General features: G+C 42.6%; 14 protein-coding genes. 10 read left to right on the forward strand and 4 right to left on the reverse strand.

The window, feature by feature from the left end:
* Nucleotides 1-433: 433 nt before the first annotated feature.
* The 4 genes from aceB (at nucleotide 434) to ACOSVQ_RS00115 (ending at nucleotide 6,453) form a co-directional block, all read left to right on the forward strand.
* Entirely contained in the window at nucleotides 434-2,071 is a 1,638-nt protein-coding gene (gene aceB, locus ACOSVQ_RS00100; RefSeq protein ID WP_491980582.1) for a malate synthase A, read from the forward strand.
* Between the two features lie 177 nt (nucleotides 2,072-2,248).
* Nucleotides 2,249-3,553 carry an isocitrate lyase gene (gene aceA, locus ACOSVQ_RS00105; RefSeq protein WP_491980583.1) on the forward strand — a complete coding sequence of 435 codons (1,305 nt, stop codon included), beginning with the start codon at nucleotides 2,249-2,251 and terminating at the stop codon, nucleotides 3,551-3,553.
* Between the two features lie 354 nt (nucleotides 3,554-3,907).
* Nucleotides 3,908-5,071, forward strand: a complete 1,164-nt coding sequence (locus tag ACOSVQ_RS00110; RefSeq protein WP_491980584.1) for an EAL domain-containing response regulator — start codon at nucleotides 3,908-3,910, stop codon at nucleotides 5,069-5,071.
* 20 nt (nucleotides 5,072-5,091) lie between these two features.
* Nucleotides 5,092-6,453 carry a GGDEF domain-containing protein gene (locus tag ACOSVQ_RS00115; RefSeq protein WP_491980585.1) on the forward strand — a complete coding sequence of 454 codons (1,362 nt, stop codon included), beginning with the start codon at nucleotides 5,092-5,094 and terminating at the stop codon, nucleotides 6,451-6,453.
* 96 nt (nucleotides 6,454-6,549) lie between these two features.
* Here the strand turns inward: ACOSVQ_RS00115 and ACOSVQ_RS00120 are convergent, their stop codons facing one another.
* The 3 genes from ACOSVQ_RS00120 to ACOSVQ_RS00130 all read right to left on the reverse strand — a co-directional run bounded on the left by ACOSVQ_RS00120 (nucleotide 6,550) and on the right by ACOSVQ_RS00130 (nucleotide 10,388).
* On the reverse strand, nucleotides 6,550-7,611 hold the full coding sequence (locus tag ACOSVQ_RS00120; protein ID WP_491980586.1) for a type IV pili methyl-accepting chemotaxis transducer N-terminal domain-containing protein: 1,062 nt from the start codon (nucleotides 7,609-7,611) through the stop codon (nucleotides 6,550-6,552).
* A gap of 102 nt (nucleotides 7,612-7,713) precedes the next feature.
* On the reverse strand, nucleotides 7,714-9,648 hold the full coding sequence (locus tag ACOSVQ_RS00125) for a methyl-accepting chemotaxis protein (protein WP_491980587.1): 1,935 nt from the start codon (nucleotides 9,646-9,648) through the stop codon (nucleotides 7,714-7,716).
* Nucleotides 9,649-9,938: 290 nt separating this feature from the next.
* Nucleotides 9,939-10,388, reverse strand: coding sequence for a CBS domain-containing protein (locus ACOSVQ_RS00130; RefSeq protein WP_491980588.1), 450 nt, complete (start codon nucleotides 10,386-10,388; stop codon nucleotides 9,939-9,941).
* 254 nt (nucleotides 10,389-10,642) lie between these two features.
* On the opposite strand from ACOSVQ_RS00130, the gene queA reads away from it, so the two are divergent.
* The 6 genes from queA (at nucleotide 10,643) to ACOSVQ_RS00160 (ending at nucleotide 16,926) form a co-directional block, all read left to right on the forward strand.
* Complete coding sequence (gene queA / locus ACOSVQ_RS00135; protein ID WP_491980589.1) at nucleotides 10,643-11,701, forward strand: tRNA preQ1(34) S-adenosylmethionine ribosyltransferase-isomerase QueA; 1,059 nt, start codon at nucleotides 10,643-10,645, stop codon at nucleotides 11,699-11,701.
* A gap of 155 nt (nucleotides 11,702-11,856) precedes the next feature.
* Nucleotides 11,857-12,996 (forward strand): tRNA guanosine(34) transglycosylase Tgt, encoded by a 1,140-nt coding sequence (gene tgt / locus ACOSVQ_RS00140; RefSeq protein ID WP_491980590.1) that lies wholly within the window; start codon nucleotides 11,857-11,859, stop codon nucleotides 12,994-12,996.
* Between the two features lie 138 nt (nucleotides 12,997-13,134).
* Nucleotides 13,135-13,467 (forward strand): preprotein translocase subunit YajC, encoded by a 333-nt coding sequence (gene yajC, locus ACOSVQ_RS00145; RefSeq protein ID WP_165310466.1) that lies wholly within the window; start codon nucleotides 13,135-13,137, stop codon nucleotides 13,465-13,467.
* Between the two features lie 20 nt (nucleotides 13,468-13,487).
* Nucleotides 13,488-15,341, forward strand: a complete 1,854-nt coding sequence (gene secD / locus ACOSVQ_RS00150) for a protein translocase subunit SecD (protein ID WP_491980591.1) — start codon at nucleotides 13,488-13,490, stop codon at nucleotides 15,339-15,341.
* Between the two features lie 14 nt (nucleotides 15,342-15,355).
* Nucleotides 15,356-16,303, forward strand: a complete 948-nt coding sequence (gene secF, locus ACOSVQ_RS00155) for a protein translocase subunit SecF (RefSeq protein ID WP_491980592.1) — start codon at nucleotides 15,356-15,358, stop codon at nucleotides 16,301-16,303.
* Between the two features lie 74 nt (nucleotides 16,304-16,377).
* Nucleotides 16,378-16,926 carry an isochorismatase family protein gene (locus ACOSVQ_RS00160; RefSeq protein ID WP_491980594.1) on the forward strand — a complete coding sequence of 183 codons (549 nt, stop codon included), beginning with the start codon at nucleotides 16,378-16,380 and terminating at the stop codon, nucleotides 16,924-16,926.
* Between the two features lie 77 nt (nucleotides 16,927-17,003).
* Here ACOSVQ_RS00160 and suhB read toward each other — a convergent pair whose 3' ends face one another.
* Nucleotides 17,004-17,807, reverse strand: coding sequence for an inositol-1-monophosphatase (gene suhB, locus ACOSVQ_RS00165; RefSeq protein WP_491980595.1), 804 nt, complete (start codon nucleotides 17,805-17,807; stop codon nucleotides 17,004-17,006).
* Between the last annotated feature and the right edge of the window lie 146 nt (nucleotides 17,808-17,953).

Genomic DNA, 17,953 nt, shown 5'->3' on the forward strand with positions numbered 1-17,953 from the left:
AAGTTAATTTTACAGTTTTGACCTTCGCTGGTGTTTAAAGAAATCGCCAATTTCTTATTCAAGCCTTCACTGTTACTGCACTTTCTAATTTTCACATTCTATTTCATTTCGTTTAAAGCGCATTTTCTACGTAAAATTAAATGTAATTATATTACGTAATTTATTACGTAATTTGAGTTTGAAAGTTGACTAATTATTGAACCGAAGAAAACTTTGAATTTTGCTTAAATGAATTTTTAGTCTTTTACTTAGAGGCTTTTCAAGTTAGTGTTTATTTGACTTTTATAGACTTATGTCTAGTCTGGTAAACGTTGAAATCGAGTGTGCTTTGAGTGATTGTATAGACATGGAAAGCATGGAAGGTTTAATAAATTAAAATGTAATTTGTGGTTTTAAAGTTACAAATGAAATTTTAAGTGACAAGGAAGAAGATATGTTTGCTCAAACGTCAGATTCGAATATCGCATTAGAGAGAGAGTCAGGTTGCCACTCTCGATTAACAATCACTGGAGAGCTTGCTCCGCAGCATCAAGTTATATTTCCAAGTGAAGCTCAGGCTTTCCTATCCGAATTGTGTGTTCGCTATGCGGCAAGAGTAGACGAGCTACTCGCTGAACGTGAACGCAAACAACAAACAATCGACAACGGTCAGTTGCCAGATTTCCTTACCGAAACACAAGACATTCGCGAGGGAAGCTGGAAAATTCTCGGTATCCCAAGTGATTTGCAAGATCGCCGCGTAGAAATTACAGGTCCTACTGATCGTAAAATGGTAATTAACGCATTGAATGCCAATGTAAAAGTGTTTATGGCAGATTTTGAAGACTCAATGTCACCGGCTTGGGACAAGGTATTAGACGGCCAAATCAACCTTCGCGATGCTGTGAATGGCACCATCAGCTATACCAATCCAGATAACGGCAAAAACTACCAACTAAAAGAAGATCCAGCGGTACTGATTTGTCGCGTACGTGGTCTGCATCTGCGTGAAAAACATGTCACCTTTGACGGACAAATCATTCCGGGCGCTCTGTTTGATTTTGCTTTGTATTTCTTCAACAACCACAAAGCGTTATTGAAAAAAGGCAGCGGTCCATATTTCTACTTACCAAAGTTACAAGCCTATAAAGAGGCTCAATGGTGGAGTGATGTATTCCATTTCACGGAAGACTATTTTGGTTTGGAAACCGGCACTATCAAAGCCACAGTACTGATTGAAACTTTGCCTGCTGTTTTCCAAATGGATGAAATTCTGTTTGCGCTCAAGGAGCATATTGTTGGCCTTAACTGCGGACGTTGGGATTACATCTTCAGCTATATCAAAACGCTGAAAAAACACGCAGACCGTGTACTGCCAGATCGTCAGGTAGTGACTATGGATAAGCCTTTCCTCAACGCTTACTCACGCCTGCTGATTTATACCTGTCATAAGCGTGGTGCCTTTGCTATGGGCGGTATGGCTGCTTTCATTCCAGCAAAAGATCCGCAAGTGAACTCTCAGGTTCAGGACAAAATTCGTAATGACAAACTGCTGGAAGCGACCAATGGCCATGACGGTACTTGGGTTGCCCATCCGGGACTTGCCGATACCGCTATGGATGTGTTTAACCAAGTTCTCGGCAGTCGTAGCAATCAGCTCGATGTGAGCCGCATGTCCGATGCTCCTATCACCGCAGAAGACTTATTAACGCCTTGTGACGGAGTAAGAAGCGAAGAGGGGATGAGACACAACATTCGCGTTGCGCTGCAATATATCGAAGCTTGGATCTCTGGTAACGGTTGTGTGCCTATTTATGGACTGATGGAAGATGCGGCGACAGCGGAAATATCTCGTACTTCGATTTGGCAATGGATTCAACATGGTAAGTCACTGGATAACGGTCAGACCGTGACCAAAGATCTGTTCCGCCAATATCTAGCTGAAGAGATTGAAGTAGTGAAATCTGAACTAGGTGACGATCGCTTCAACGCTGGAAGATTTAGTGAAGCCGCTGAGTTAATGGAAAAACTCACGACCAGCGATGAGCTGACCAATTTCCTAACCGTGCCTGGTTATGAATATTTAGATTAATCCGATTTTTAAAAGCTATATCGTATTTTTAAAAGCAATAAAAACCTTTTTAAAACCAGTAAAAATTTTCTAAAAAACAACAACGTGAAACTTAACTGAAACAACCAAATAGTCAGCTCAATATCAGCGTGTGCCGTACTGATAGCGAAAGGACGCTCATACCAAGAGGGATAGATTATGACACTGACTCGCCGCCAACAAATTGAAGCGTTAGAAAAAGATTGGGCAACGAATCCTCGTTGGAACAACGTAAAACGCACATATACTGCTGAAGAAGTTGTGAACCTACGTGGTTCTATTATTCCAGCAAACACGATTGCACAGCGTGGTGCAGACAAACTTTGGTCACTGGTGAACGGCAGTGCTAAAAAAGGTTATGTGAACTGTTTGGGCGCATTGACTGGTGGTCAGGCTGTACAACAGGCGAAAGCAGGTATTGAGGCTATTTACCTTTCAGGTTGGCAAGTTGCAGCGGATAACAATACTGCGTCAACTATGTATCCAGACCAGTCACTCTACCCAGTAGATTCTGTACCAAGTGTCGTTAAGCGAATCAATAACTCATTCCGTCGTGCTGACCAAATCCAATGGTCAAACGGGGTAACACCAGAAGAAGGTATTGATTACTTCCTACCGATCGTTGCTGACGCAGAAGCGGGTTTCGGGGGTGTTCTGAATGCTTATGAGCTGATGAAATCCATGATTGAAGCGGGTGCTGCAGGTGTTCACTTTGAAGACCAATTAGCATCGGTGAAGAAATGTGGACATATGGGCGGTAAAGTTTTGGTACCTACTCAGGAAGCAGTACAGAAACTGGTTGCAGCTCGATTGGCAGCAGACGTTGCAGGCACAACAACGCTGGTTATAGCTCGTACAGACGCAAACGCAGCAGACTTGCTGACATCCGATTGTGATCCATACGATGCAGACTTTATCGTAGGCGAAAGAACCAGCGAAGGTTTCTACCGTGTACGTGCAGGTATTGATCAAGCGATAGCGCGCGGACTTGCTTACGCTCCTTACGCTGATCTTGTTTGGTGTGAAACGGCAAAACCAGATTTGGACGAAGCACGCAAATTCGCAGAAGCAATTTTGGAACAGTACCCAGACCAACTTCTTGCGTATAACTGCTCGCCATCGTTTAACTGGGAAAAGAACCTTGATCAAGAAACCATTGCGAAGTTCCAACAAGAGCTTTCAGACATGGGTTACAAGTACCAATTCATTACATTGGCAGGTATCCATAACATGTGGTTCAACATGTTCGAGCTTGCACACGCTTACGCTCAAGGCGAAGGTATGCGTCACTATGTTGAGATGGTTCAACGCCCTGAATTTGCTGCAGCTGAAAAAGGTTATACCTTCGTGGCTCACCAGCAAGAAGTGGGTACAGGCTATTTCGATAAGATGACCAACACTATCCAAGGCGGAAATTCATCGGTTACTGCCCTTACTGGTTCAACTGAAGAAGACCAGTTTTAAATCCATTGATAATAATTTTTTTTGTGCATGAATTTTGAGCGGCTTAGACCGCTCTTTTTTTATTTATTCATTTGCTGTCGCTGAATTTGTTACAAGTGGAAATAGTTTCGGAAGCACATGCTGGAAGTTGTTTGTAGGAATAGTCTTTTATTGTCGTGTTTTATTTTTAAGAATGGTTTTTATGTATTTAAAAACAATAGCTTAATGTTATTTTTTGAAATCGCTGTTATTTGACTTTGATACTTCAACCATCAACAATTCCGACATTCGTCCGTATTTTATACAACCGCCACATAGGTGTTAGGTTGAATAAATGCCTTCAAATTCATGCTGTATTAAATAAATAGATAACTTATGAAAGAACTAGCCGCCTTAATTGTCGATGACAATCCAATTCAATTAAGTGCGATGGAACGCCAACTAAGAAAATTCGGTATGACCAAGCTGATGACCTGTAACAGTGGTCAGGCAGCATTGCGTGCTGTTTCTGAACATCAGTTTGATATTGTATTTAGTGACATCATGATGCCAGAGATGGATGGGATTACTCTTATTCGTCATTTAGACAACATTGGTTATCAAGGTGCATTGGCTATTACTAGCAGTATCGGTAGTTCTATCGTTTCTTCATTAACTTACATGAGTAAGAAGCTTGGGTTCTCAAATGTTTATGAACTCAACAAGCCAGTCTCCGATGTTTTTCTGGAAGAGATGTTCCAGAAAGAAGTGATTATAAAAAAAACCGCAATTAAGCAGAAATTAAAAACTGTAGATATGGACGAACTGGCCGCAGCATTAAACGAAGGCCAGTTTAAAAATTACTATCAGCCGCAATTAGATTACACCACGGGTAAAGTGGTTGGGTTAGAAGCGCTTGCTCGTTGGGTTCACCCGACAAAAGGGATGATCTTTCCCGATATTTTTATTCCTATGTTGCATGACAATGGCTTGGAATATCACTTGTTTAAAGCGGTGTTGGATAATGTTCTCGAAGATATTTCGCAGAAGAGAATTCAATGTCGCGTGTCGATTAACGTGACTCAACAAGATCTCGAAATTCCGAGCTTTGCCAATTATCTTCTCAACATGTGCAAAGACTACGACGTTGATCCTAGCTACATCACCCTAGAACTGACTGAGCAAGATATTTATAAAGAATCGATTGAGATGATCACGAATGTAACCCGCATGCGTTTGTATGGGGTGGGTATTTCGATTGATGATTTTGGTACTGGCAGCTCGTCGTATCTTAAACTCTCACATCTACCATTTACGGAAATCAAAATTGATAAGAACTTCGTATTCAACTGTGTTGGTGATGAAATCAAACAGTCGATTATCCGAAGCATGTGTACACTTTCGAAAAGTATGCATATCAATCTGGTATCGGAGGGCGTAGAAGATGATGCAACATGGAAACTAATGCAAAATCTTGGCGTCGATGTTTGTCAGGGCTACTTCACGGGTAGACCAATGCCTATCGAAGCGCTGAGCTTTATCGATATTGATCAACAATAAGTAGCGCACTGAATACTATGATGCGCTACTTTAAAATTTCTACTTTTGCTCTGCTTGTCAGTACTCTTCTTTTCTACATGGTGATTACACTCAACATAGAAAAGTTCGTCGATGAGAAATTTGTTCATTTCAACTCACTTGTTAAAACACTGGAAATCAAAAAGCAGAAAATGATTCTGCTTGGGCTGCTGGCAGAAACAGAACGTCAATTGCCCGTTTTAGTCAAAGAGGCTGAACTGGATGATTATGAAGTTTATAGCTACGCCGTTGAAGGTCATGAAGAACTGACAGAAAATGAGCGCGTGATTGTCCGAGTTATGCAGCTCAGTAATAAATACATACCTTCGCTTTTTGATTCAAATGACGTGTTTATGTATTTTCGCTCTTATGAAGGGAAGAAGATCTTCACTCAAGAGCTGATCCCCGATTTCCCCATCTCCGAAGAACTCTTTGGCATTGAACGATGCAGCATAACGGAAACTTGTTCGATATATGCACGGCCTTTCCAATTGAAAGATAGGGTGATTGTTTCCCCTGTTTATAAAGACTTGCTGTCCGGCACATATATAGTCTCAATGTCTTCACCAGTTAGAGATTTCTTTACCAAAGAGATCATGGGTGACTTTGTGGTTGATTTTCATGTTCCTGTTGATTGGGCGTACGGATTGAGTTTCAGAACAGAGCGGAATAACAGTTTTAAAAGTACCATTTTTGAGCATCTGAACTTTAACTTCGGGCGTACTTACACTCGTGAGCACATCACTGATAACCGTAGCAAAGTTGTTTATAAGTTGCCGGCGTCGCTGGTGGCGGCAGAATTTATGTGGTTATGGGCAATCTTCTTCGTTTGTGCTTTCTTTGTATATTGGAAATGGGATGAATCGCGCTACAGCCGTAATCAACTGAAAGAAGTTCTGATTTCTGCTAACGAAGATGAATTGACCGGTTTGTACAACCGTAAGATTTTTAAAGAAGATGAGTTTCTGTTAGCGATTTTAGATAAGAAAACCAGCATCATCGCCATTGATGGCAACAAGATTAAGACAATTAATGACTTATATGGACATGCAATTGGTGATAAAGCGATCAAACACATTGCTGATTCAATGAAGGCGGTGTTTGGTGATGAGGGATATCTCATTCGAAATGGCGGTGATGAGTTTATCGTGATCCTTCCGGGGTGTGAGCTAGAGGTGGCAGATGAGTTATCGAGAAAATTGAAAGCTCAAGTCAGATCGAAAGCTATCGAACCTACTAACATTCGCGTCTCAGTCGCAACGGGCGTAACTGAAAAACTAGAATTTGAAAGCATCAAAACTGCCATTTTAAGAGCTGATGAAAACCTGTATGTCGATAAAGAGAACAACCCGAGTTTTCGTTAATTTAATGTCTTCTCAATCTCGCTTTAAAAAAGCTGCCTTAAGGGGCAGCTTTTTTATTGAGCCGAATCTTCAATGTCACTGAACGCTAGAATGCTTTTAAACCGCACGGATGGAATGAAGGTACTTAGCAAAGATTGGCGCTACGGTTTCAAGTAGAGAAAGCCTAATTTCACTTTGATAACGCAGTGTACCCACGTTGACCCCTTTATAAACCAGAGGCAGTACATAAGATCCTTCATTGCATTCACCTCCCTGAGTAACGATTAACAATTCACCGCTATCCTTATCGTTCCATTCCAAAGCCACAGCAGTAATAGTCTCCATATCCAGTATCAGGCTAAGCGCGGACTCTAATTTGTTCCTACAAGGTTCAGTGTTGAGTAAAACGATGGAGAGTTTTGAGAGCAGAGCATTCTCTTCAACGGCTAGTTCAAGTGCATCGTTGTGGTGGCTGATGGATTGTTCTAAACCAGAGTAAATATCACTCACTTTATCTGCCATACGTCGAAAAGTAGTTGAGAGCAGACCGATCTCATTGTTCAGTTGATAATCCAATTTAATCTCGAAATTACCCTGTCGAATGTTTTGGCTCGCGTCGGCAAGTTGAACGATGGGGGCAACGACCTTTTTATTAATGTAGCGAATGATGTAGCACATAATTAAGCCAACAAGCGTGATACCCACGCAGCTTGCGGTAATCAGGTAGTTAAGCTTGCATTCAGAATGAAGCTGAATGTCTCTTACCATGTCATCTATGATGTCGACAAAGTTTGCTATAACCGCCAGAGCTTCATCCTCTCGGCCAGAGTTTATTTTTTCTTTTAAGCCTTCCCACTGCCTAACAACTTGAAAATAGGTATGTGTGATTTCATCTGTCGAATGCCAGCTTGTAACTGTTTTCAGCGAATCGGAATAAAGAACCGCTTCGTATTGGTCAATAAAGGTGTCCTTGTTTTGTGCGTTGTTTGCTTTGATATCATAGGCAATACGGTAGCTTTGCATTCTCAATGAGCCTGCAAGATTGATGATCTCTGCATCCTTATTCATGGATGTGAAAATCAGCTTGGAAAAAATACTAAGCGCTGTACATAGAAGCAAAATGAGTAACATTGAAAAAGAGGTAATGTCAGCGATGGATTTGTATTTTTTTGATTTCATAGTGTTCTGCGACCAACAAAAAAGAGCGAGACAGTAGTGCTCGCTCGGTAGAAAAAGAAACAGCTGGATCGAATCCAGCTGTTTGCTTTCAATCGGCTGTGATTACTTCAGTTTGAAGAAACGCATCAGTTCAGCCAGTGTCACAGACATTTTCGCCAGCTCTTGTGAAGCTTGGTTGCTGTCTGACACCATGTTTACGGTTTGATCAACTTTGTCACGAACGACGGTGATACTTTCACTGATCATCTCGGCTGTTGTGCTTTGCTCTTCTGTTGCAGTAGCAATTTGCGTATTCAGGTTGTTGGTTTGTGCAACGCTGTCTGTGATGGTAGAGAATGCTACGTTCGCTGATTCTGCTTGTGTCACTGTCTCTTCAAGCATGATCTGGCTTGCGTTGATCGATTCAACAACTTGAGATGTGTTGTTTTGAAGCGTCGTAATTTGGTCTTCAATTTTCTCAACCGCTTTCTGAGTTTGCTGTGCTAGCTGACGCACTTCATCAGCAACAACAGCAAAACCACGGCCTTGTTCACCAGCACGAGCGGCTTCAATTGCTGCGTTGAGAGCCAGAAGGTTGGTTTGCTCGGCAATTTTTTGAATCACGTCCATGACATCACCCACTTCTTCTGTGCCTGTACGCAGGGTAGAAATCTCAGCGCTAAGGTCGCCCATTTGTTGAGCGAGAGAGCTTATTTGTTCCATAGACGAAGACATCACAGACATGCCTTTGTTTGCTTCTTCTGTTGCAGATTCTGCTTCTTGAGATGCTGTGTTCGCACCGATTGCCACTTCGTTGATCGCAGCAGACATTTCGTTCATTGCTGTGGCAACTTGATCAGTCTCTTGTTGCTGAGTCATAGAGCTTTGCAGTACTTCGTGGTTGATAGCTGACAACTGCTCTGAAGCGGAAGCCAGCATTTCACAGTTTTGCGTGATCTCTTGAACCGTGCTGTAGAACTTCTGTTCCATTTGACCCAAAGAGCGACGCATTTGAGCGACTTCATCCGCGCCTTCGACAGTATGTTCAGCATGCAGCTCGCCGTTTGCCATGCGTTCAATAATGTTCTTAGTCGTATTGATCGGGCCTGTGATACTGCGTGTAACCAACTGACAAATAACCATCACGATAGGCAGTGAGATCAGAAGCGCAGTAATAACGGCAGTGATCGCGTTGTCAGACAGTTCAGATACTTTTTGAGCCAGAGTCGTTTGGTTATTAAACGAGTGCTGTTTAATGTTCACAATGTTATCGGTAATTTCGTTACCCAATTTAGCTAGGCTGACATTCCAAATTTCATTACGTTTACCAATGATGCTGAAAATTTCATTGATATTATTGTTAAACACAGCGATTTGTTTCTTAACAGTCTCATTGCGGTACTGAGGATATTCGTTATTGAACTCTTCCATCATTTTTTGCAGTTGAGCAAAGGCACTCTGATAGAGTTCAAAATCGTTTTCTTCGTTATCAACGAGGAAGTTAGTGGCGTGTTGCAGAGCAATAGTAAATTGATATTCCGTTTCGATTACATGCTCAAAAAGCTCCATGCTTTCATTTAGGCTGGCAGCACGAACTAAGCCAATGTGTTTTTGCAGCTCTTCAGTTACAGACTGGTTTTTACGAACAAGCTCATTTCTGCGCTGCATTAAGCGCTTCACTTCGTTCAGTTCAACTTCATACTGAGTTACGTTTTTCTTCATGCTGGTAAGAAGAGCCACTTGCTGCTGAGTTTTGCTTGTGTTGATCTCTTCTTGAATGATGCTTTCCGTTGCTTTTAGCTCATGAACTGAATCATTGAAGTGTTTCTCATCACCACTTGAGCGGAACGTTAATGCGCGAATACGTGCGGTTAGCATGTGTTCTTGAACGTTACTTGCTTGAATAGCGTTTTGGTTTACATCTCTGAAATCGTTGAAATCAGACTGAATGTTTTTGATCGCGAACCAAGCAACGCCTGAAATGATCAGCGTTGAAAGTGTCGTAAAGGTAATGATTAAATAAATTTTAAACGATACCTTAGTGATTCGATTTAGCATGTGTTTCTTCTTTATGGACAAACGGAATTAGGCAAATTTTATACAAATAGTCACCATCAGCCAAAAATACTAAGTGCTGATGTTTTTGTTTAATTTGTTGATATATAAGGTATAAATTCCTTTGTATGACATGCTGGATGGTTAAAAAAAACAAATCCTACGCCAGTGGTGGGATGATTCTGACATAAGCTGACATTTAGGAAGTAAGGCAAGGAAGTGAAGGTTAATATTAGTGAATATTAACCTTTCAAAAATGGTTTTAATGGGAGCAAAACTAACCCAATTATCGTTTAAAGATCGTCTTCGATTTCCTCTGGTTCTATTTCTTCTTGTAACTCAAGTAGGCTGATGGCAATAGACACGAAATCACTATCGGTAATGATGCCAACCAACTCACCTTTGGCGATAACCGGTAAGCAGCCGACTTTGTGCTTTTGCATGTACATGGCGCTCTCTTTTAGCCCGGCTTGGGGGGCAACTGTCATCACTTGTGAATGCATAATTTCATTGAGCGGAGAATCATCGGTGTAGGAGCGAATACTGGATGATTTCTGCAGGCTAGATTCTTGAGCGGCAAGAATATCTCTTTGAGTGACTACACCCAGTAGTTTCTTTTCTGCATCAACAATAGGAATGTGGCGAATATCTAATGCTTCCATCATGTGTTTAGCATCAGAGAGAGTGTTTGAACGCAGTAAAGTATGGGGATTACGAGTCATCATGTCTTCGACTTTAATCATATCCAACTCCTATCACTTCAGGCTTGTAATAACTCTTTGGTTCTTGTTTAAAGCATAGTTTTTCTGCGGATAAATAACTGAGAGCTTGCCCAACTTTTATCTCGAATTGGCGCAATTCATCGTTGATTACAAACTATTGCCTTGAGATTAGTCGTTCAGGGTGCACAATCCTGTATCTTGCGGTTGCTTAGGTATATACTACCGCGCCGCGAAAAGATTCATCGCTAAACCCAAAAGAGAACGAATATACAGTCATGCAAGTTTCAGATTTCCATTTTGAACTTCCAGACGAGCTTATTGCTCGTTATCCAAAAGCAGACCGTACAGCCAGCCGTTTGCTGCAGTTGAACGGTAATACGGGTACGCTAACAGATAGCACCTTTAAAAATGTCCTCGACTTGGTTGAGCCGGGTGATCTTTTAGTGTTTAACAATACTCGTGTTATTCCTGCTCGTATGTTTGGCCGTAAAGCCTCTGGTGGCAAACTTGAAGTATTGGTTGAGCGTATGCTTGATGAACACTCGATTCTTGCTCACGTTCGCTCTTCTAAGCCGCCAAAACCAAATACAGAATTGTATCTGGGTGAAAACGATGAATACCATGCGGTGATGGTTGCTCGTCATGATGCTCTGTTTGAAATTCGCTTTACGGATGAGAAAGCCGTATTGGAGATTTTAAATGAGATCGGACATATGCCTCTGCCTCCTTACATCGATCGCCCAGATGAAGATGCAGACAAAGAGCGCTACCAAACGGTTTATAACCAAAAACCGGGTGCGGTTGCGGCTCCGACTGCTGGTTTGCACTTCGATGAAACCTTACTTGAGCAGATCAAAGCAAAAGGTGTTGAATTTGCATACGTGACTTTGCACGTAGGGGCTGGGACGTTCCAACCTGTTCGTGTAGACAACATCAATGATCACCACATGCATGCTGAATACGTAGAAGTACCACAAGAAGTAGTGGATGCTATTGCGGCAACGAAAGCGCGTGGTGGACGTATTATCGCTGTTGGTACAACGTCTGTTCGTTCGTTAGAAAGTGCTGCGCAAGACGCGTTGAGCAAGGGGACTGAGCTAGTTCCATTCTTTGGTGATACAGAGATCTTTATTTTCCCAGGTTATCAATATCAGTTAGTGGATTGTTTGATTACCAATTTCCACCTACCTGAATCAACGTTAATTATGTTAGTAAGTGCATTCGCCAGTTACGAGCATACTATGGCGGCCTATGATCACGCTGTAAGAGAGCAGTACCGTTTCTTTAGTTACGGCGATGCGATGTTCATAACAAAGAGAACGAACCAAAGCTAAAACGCCTTATTGGTAAATTATTTTTGAGGCTATCTGGACACTTTTCCGGGTAGCTGTTTATACCCATGCTAGTGTTTATGTAATGCCATTTCTTGGTGTGACAATAGGTGTGGGTATCAATCCGTCAGACTGTTTCTCTGACATTTGGAGGCTTTGTGAAACTACAATTCAATCTAAAAAAGAAAAATGGCAATGCACGTCGCGGTCAACTGACTTTTGAACGTGGCACAGTGCAAACGCCAGCATTTATGCCTGTAGGTACTTACGGTACGGTAAAAGGTATGACACCAGAAGAAGTGGCTGATACTGGCGCACAAATTCTACTGGGCAACACTTTCCACCTTTGGTTACGCCCTGGTCAAGAAGTGATGAAAATGCACGGTGACTTGCATGATTTCATGAACTGGCAAGGTCCAATCCTAACGGATTCAGGCGGTTTCCAAGTATTCAGCCTTGGTGATATTCGTAAAATCACTGAAGAAGGTGTGCATTTCCGTAACCCTGTAAACGGTGACAAGATTTTCATGGACGCTGAGAAGTCAATGGAAATCCAAAAAGACCTTGGTTCAGATATCGTGATGATCTTCGATGAATGTACGCCATACCCTGCAACGCATGATGAAGCGAAGAAATCAATGGAGATGTCTCTTCGTTGGGCGCAACGTTCTCGCGATCATTTTGACAAGCTTGAAAACCCGAACAATCTGTTCGGTATTGTTCAAGGCAGCGTATATGAAGATTTGCGTGATATTTCAGTTAAAGGTCTGACTGAAATTGGTTTTGATGGCTATGCTGTTGGTGGTCTTGCGGTTGGTGAACCAAAAGAAGACATGCACCGTATGCTTGAGCACACATGCCCACAACTACCGGAAGACAAACCTCGTTACTTAATGGGCGTTGGCAAACCGGAAGATTTAGTGGAAGGTGTACGTCGCGGTATTGATATGTTCGACTGTGTAATGCCAACACGTAACGCACGTAACGGTCACTTATTCGTTACTGGCGGTGTAATTAAGATTCGTAACGCGGTTCATAAAACGGATACTTCTCCATTAGATCCGCATTGTGATTGTTACACTTGCAAAAATTACTCAAAATCGTATCTTCACCATTTAGATCGTTGTAATGAAATTTTGGGCGCACGCCTGAATACCATTCATAACCTACGCTACTACCAACGTTTGATGGAAAGTATCCGTACTGCGATTGATGAAGACCGTTTCGATCAATTTGTAGAAGAGTTCTACGCACGTCGTAATCGTGAAGTTCCACCTCTACAAAAAGAGAAAGCTTAATGTTGATGCCAGCATGCGTGCTGGCATCAATGTAATTTCGTGCGCTAAGTTGGATTTATCTCTTTCCTGACTTGAATTCAGCGTTGCGTAACCCAATAGATTTCACACTAGACAAAACAACTTAGAGGACGTTTCTCAATGAGTCTAATTTCTGTAGCACACGCGGCACCTGCTGGCACTCCTGCTGGTGGTGGTTTTGAAATGCTAATCATGCTTGGCATGTTCGCGGTAATCTTTTACTTCATGATTTACCGCCCACAATCTAAGCGCGTAAAAGAGCATAAAAACCTAATGGCTTCTATGACTAAAGGTGATGAAGTGCTTACCAGTGGTGGACTAGTTGGTCGCATTACTAAAATTGCAGAAGACAACGATTATGTTTCTATTGCACTTAACGAGAACAACGAAATCGTTCTTAAAAAAGACTTCATTACAGCTGTATTACCAAAAGGTACGCTGAAATCTCTATAAACAGCTAGAGGATCTTCTCTGTGCTAAACCGTTATCCGTTATGGAAGTACTTGATGGTGGTATTTGTTATTGCCATCTCTGCTTTGTATGCACTTCCAAATATATACGGTGAAGATCCAGCTATTCAAATTACAGGGGCGCGTGGCGCCTCTGTAGATCTGTCAACGCTGGATTCTGTCACTAAAGCGCTTGATGAAGCGCAGCTTTCTCATAAGTCCATTGGTCTCGAAAATGGATCTATTCTTGTTCGATTTAATGACACAGACACTCAAATCAGTGCTCGCGATGTAGTGAGTGAAGCTCTGGGTAAAGATACCATCGTGGCATTAAACCTAGCAGCATCAACTCCTGATTGGCTTGAAGCAATTGGCGCAGCGCCGATGAAGCTTGGTCTTGACCTTCGTGGTGGTGTTCACTTCTTGATGGAAGTGGATATGGACGCCGCGATGGAAAAACTGGTCAGTCAGCAAGAAGAAGCATTCCGCAGTGAACTGCGAGAAGACAAAATTCGCTACCGTGCAATACGTCCTCTTAAAGATTCTGTTGAAGTGGTGTTACGTGATGCTGAGCAGCTAGCTCAAGCAAAAACTTCGTTAGAGTCGAAACACCGCGATATGACCTTTATTGCTTCTGATGAAAGCAATCAATTCGTTCTGAAAGCGCAATTCTCAGAAACTCGTCTACAAGAAATTCGTAATTACGCTGTTGAACAAAACATCAGTATTCTACGTAACCGTGTAAACGAACTGGGTGTTGCTGAGCCGTTGGTGCAGCGTCAAGGCGCTACTCGTATCGTAGTTGAACTTCCTGGTGTTCAGGATACCGCTCGTGCGAAAGAGATTCTTGGTGCAACTGCGACGCTTGAATTCCGTGAAGTGGATGACAAGGCTGATTTAGCTGCTGCCGCTGCTGGCCGTGTACCTGCTGGTAGTGAAGTTAAGTTTGATCGTGAAGGTCGTCCTGCAGTGCTTAAGAAGCGTGTGATTCTTGGTGGTTCAAGTATTACTGATGCAAGTTCAAGCACTGACGAATATGGTCGTCCTCAAGTAAACATCTCACTGGATAGTGAAGGTGGTGCGAAAATGTCAGCGTTCTCTAAAAAGAACATTGGCAAGCTGATGGCTACTGTATTTGCTGAGTACAAAGACAGCGGTCGTAAGACTCCAGAAGGTAAAGTTATCTTAGTTAAACACGAAGAAGTGGTTAACCAAGCAACTATTCAATCTGCTTTAGGTCGTAGCTTCCGTATTACCGGTATTGATTCAGCTGCTGAAGCTCATAACCTTGCACTTCTGCTGCGTGCTGGTGCTTTGATTGCGCCAATCTCGATTGTAGAAGAACGCACCATTGGTCCATCTATGGGTCAACAGAATATCGATATGGGTATTCAAGCGTGTGTGTGGGGTATGGTTGCAGTAATGCTGTTTACGCTACTTTACTACCGTAAGTTTGGCTTGATCGCGAACGTAGCACTGTTTGCAAACCTTGTGTTGATCATCGGCGTGATGTCAATGATTCCAGGGGCGACAATGACTCTGCCAGGTATCGCGGGTATCGTATTAACTGTCGGTATGGCGGTGGATGCCAACGTACTGATCTTTGAGCGTATTCGTGAAGAGCTGCGCGACGGGCGTAACCCTCAACAAGCGATTCACCAGGGTTATGCGAACGCATTCAGTACTATCGCCGATGCGAACATCACAACCCTAATCACTGCAATCATTCTGTTTGCTGTGGGTACAGGTGCGATTAAAGGTTTCGCGGTAACTCTGTCTATCGGTATTCTAACTTCAATGTTTACTGCAATTATCGGCACTCGTTGTATCGTCAACTTGCTGTACGGTGGTAAACGCATCAACAAATTGTCGATCTAAGGGTAGGAATTGGTATGTTTCAAATTCTGAAAACAGATAAATCGATCGACTTTATGCGTTGGTCGAAGTTCGCGTTCATTTTCTCGATTCTAATGATCTGTGCTTCGATTTTTACTCTATCGACAAAATGGCTGAACTGGGGCTTAGATTTTACGGGTGGTACACTGATCGAGGTTGGTTTCGAACAACCAGTAAACCTTGAAGAAATCCGAGTCTCGCTTGAAGCGAAAGGTTTCGGTGATGCGACAGTACAAAACTTTGGTTCTGCTAAAGATGTAATGGTTCGCCTTCGTCCACGTGAAAACGTGGCAAGTGAAGCTCTAGGTAACCAAATCTTAAGCGCAATTAAAGAAGGTACGGGTAAATCAGTAGAAATGCGTCGTATCGAATTCGTCGGTCCAAACGTGGGTGACGAACTGACCGAAGCGGGCGGTTTGGCGATTTTAGTATCGCTACTGTGTATTCTTCTGTATGTATCTATGCGATTTGAATGGCGCTTGGCTGCTGGTGCGGTTTTAGCATTGGCGCACGACGTTATCATCACGCTCGGTGTGTTCTCATTAATGCAAGTGGAAGTCGACCTAACGATTGTTGCTGCATTGCTGACGGTTGTGGGTTACTCACTCAACGATACCATCGTAGTTTTCGACCGTATTCGTGAAAACTTCCGCAAGATGCGTAAAGGTGAATCGGCTGAAATCATGAACAGCTCAATCACTCAAACATTAAGTCGTACATTGATTACGTCGGGTACAACACTGTTTGTAGTTATCGCTCTGTTTGTTCAGGGCGGCGCTATGATTCACGGTTTCGCAATGGCACTGTTATTGGGTATTACAGTTGGTACTTACTCTTCAATCTACGTAGCTTCGGCTCTAGCATTGAACTTGGGTATCACTCGTGAGCACTTACTGACTCCTCAAGTGGAGAAAGAAGGCGCCGAATTCGACGAGATGCCATAATCGATTAGAAAGCCACTGATGACAGTGGCTTTTTTTTGCGTTGAATATTTGATTAATCGTTAAAAGGAAGTGAGATGGCCATTACTCAGCTTGATGATAAAACCGCATTAATCGTGATTGATTTGCAAAACGGGATTATCGCACTTGCCCAAGAAGAGGACGTTAAGTCTGTCATCCAGAATGCCAATAAGCTAATTGGAGCTTTTCACGCTGCATCATTACCTGTGGTGTTAGTTAACGTCGTTGGTGCTGCGGCGGGTAGAATCGATTTGGTTATGCCAGCAAGGACTATGGATGAAAAGTGGAGTACCTTGGTTGAAGCATTAGTTCGAGATGAGCGCGAGATATTGCTAACCAAACGAAATTGGGGGGCATTTATCAACAGCGATCTCGATCAACAGTTCAAACAGCTAGGTGTTACTCAAGTTGTCGTGATCGGCATTTCAACCAGTATTGGTGTTGAGTCAACAGCAAGGCAGGCATTCGAATTAGGGTATAACGTGACACTTTGTACCGATGCGATGACAGACTCCAATCTCGCTAATCATGCTCACTCGATTAAGTCTATCTTCCCACGCTTAGCCGAAACAGGTACTACAGAAGAACTGCTGAAGCTGCTCTAGTTTCAATAAGCCCGATACAAAAAGCCCCAACCATATAGGTCGGGGCTTTCTTTCATAAATCAGCTGTGACGGAGCTTTTATTTCAAGATCGCGCTGTTACCGTTTTCACGGATATGTTGAAGAATCGCTTTCACGCCGCGTGGGCTAGAACCAACGATGTTGCCTGATTTCATGTAATCAGTACCGCCAGCGAAATCTGTAAGGATTGCACCTGCTTCACGAGCAATCAGTTCACCAGCTGCAAGATCCCAAGGTTTCAAACCAAGCTCAAAGTAACCATCAACGCGGTTAGATGCTAGGTAACATAAATCTAGAGCTGCAGAGCCTGTGCGACGGAAGTCTGAACACTCAACAAATAGAGACGTCATAATCTTCATGTAAGATTCTGAATGCTGTTTTTGTTTGAATGGGAAACCCGTTGCCAAAACGGCACCTTGCAGGTCTTTAATTGGTTTGATACGGATACGAGCGTTGTTTAGCTGTGCACCAGCGCCACGTTGAGCTGTGAAAAGCTCGTTAAGCATTGGGTTGTAAACACAAGCGACTTCTGTTTTGCCTTTAATGCGAACTGCAATTGAAACACAGAAGTGAGGTAAACCTTTTACAAAGTTTGTAGTGCCATCCAGTGGGTCGATAATCCATTGTACATCCTGATCTTTACCTTCGATCAGGCCGCCTTCTTCGGCAACGATGCAGTGCTCAGGGTAAGAGCTTTTAATCGTAGAAACGATAATGTTTTCAGCTTCTTTGTCTACGTTAGTAACAAAGTCGTTCATGCCTTTTTGAGAGGCTTCGATTTTCTCAGGAGTTTCTAGAGATTTAGCAATGTGATTGCCTGCTTTACGCGCAGCGCGAATAGCAATGTTTAGCATTGGATGCATACGGATTTCCCAACGGATGTTAAAGAACGAAAAAAGCGGTGCGCAGTATACCAAATGTTTATCAAAATGGAAGTGGTTATTTTTTATTCGTTCGGTTCTGGGGATGTTAAGCTTCTGACCATTTTACTCAGGTTTATGTTAAGATT

Source organism: Vibrio sp. HM8-C (genome assembly GCF_058630515.1).

Excerpts from the sequence above, each read along its gene's own strand:
- aceB (WP_491980582.1), top strand. The coding sequence starts at position 434 with ATGTTTGCTCAAACGTCAGATTCGAATATCGCATTAGAGAGAGAGTCA.
- aceA (WP_491980583.1), top strand. The coding sequence starts at position 2,249 with ATGACACTGACTCGCCGCCAACAAATTGAAGCGTTAGAAAAAGATTGG.
- ACOSVQ_RS00110 (WP_491980584.1), top strand. The coding sequence starts at position 3,908 with ATGAAAGAACTAGCCGCCTTAATTGTCGATGACAATCCAATTCAATTA.
- ACOSVQ_RS00115 (WP_491980585.1), top strand. The coding sequence starts at position 5,092 with ATGCGCTACTTTAAAATTTCTACTTTTGCTCTGCTTGTCAGTACTCTT.
- ACOSVQ_RS00120 (WP_491980586.1), bottom strand. The coding sequence starts at position 7,611 with ATGAAATCAAAAAAATACAAATCCATCGCTGACATTACCTCTTTTTCA.
- ACOSVQ_RS00125 (WP_491980587.1), bottom strand. The coding sequence starts at position 9,648 with ATGCTAAATCGAATCACTAAGGTATCGTTTAAAATTTATTTAATCATT.
- ACOSVQ_RS00130 (WP_491980588.1), bottom strand. The coding sequence starts at position 10,388 with ATGATTAAAGTCGAAGACATGATGACTCGTAATCCCCATACTTTACTG.
- queA (WP_491980589.1), top strand. The coding sequence starts at position 10,643 with ATGCAAGTTTCAGATTTCCATTTTGAACTTCCAGACGAGCTTATTGCT.
- yajC (WP_165310466.1), top strand. The coding sequence starts at position 13,135 with ATGAGTCTAATTTCTGTAGCACACGCGGCACCTGCTGGCACTCCTGCT.
- secF (WP_491980592.1), top strand. The coding sequence starts at position 15,356 with ATGTTTCAAATTCTGAAAACAGATAAATCGATCGACTTTATGCGTTGG.
- ACOSVQ_RS00160 (WP_491980594.1), top strand. The coding sequence starts at position 16,378 with ATGGCCATTACTCAGCTTGATGATAAAACCGCATTAATCGTGATTGAT.
- suhB (WP_491980595.1), bottom strand. The coding sequence starts at position 17,807 with ATGCATCCAATGCTAAACATTGCTATTCGCGCTGCGCGTAAAGCAGGC.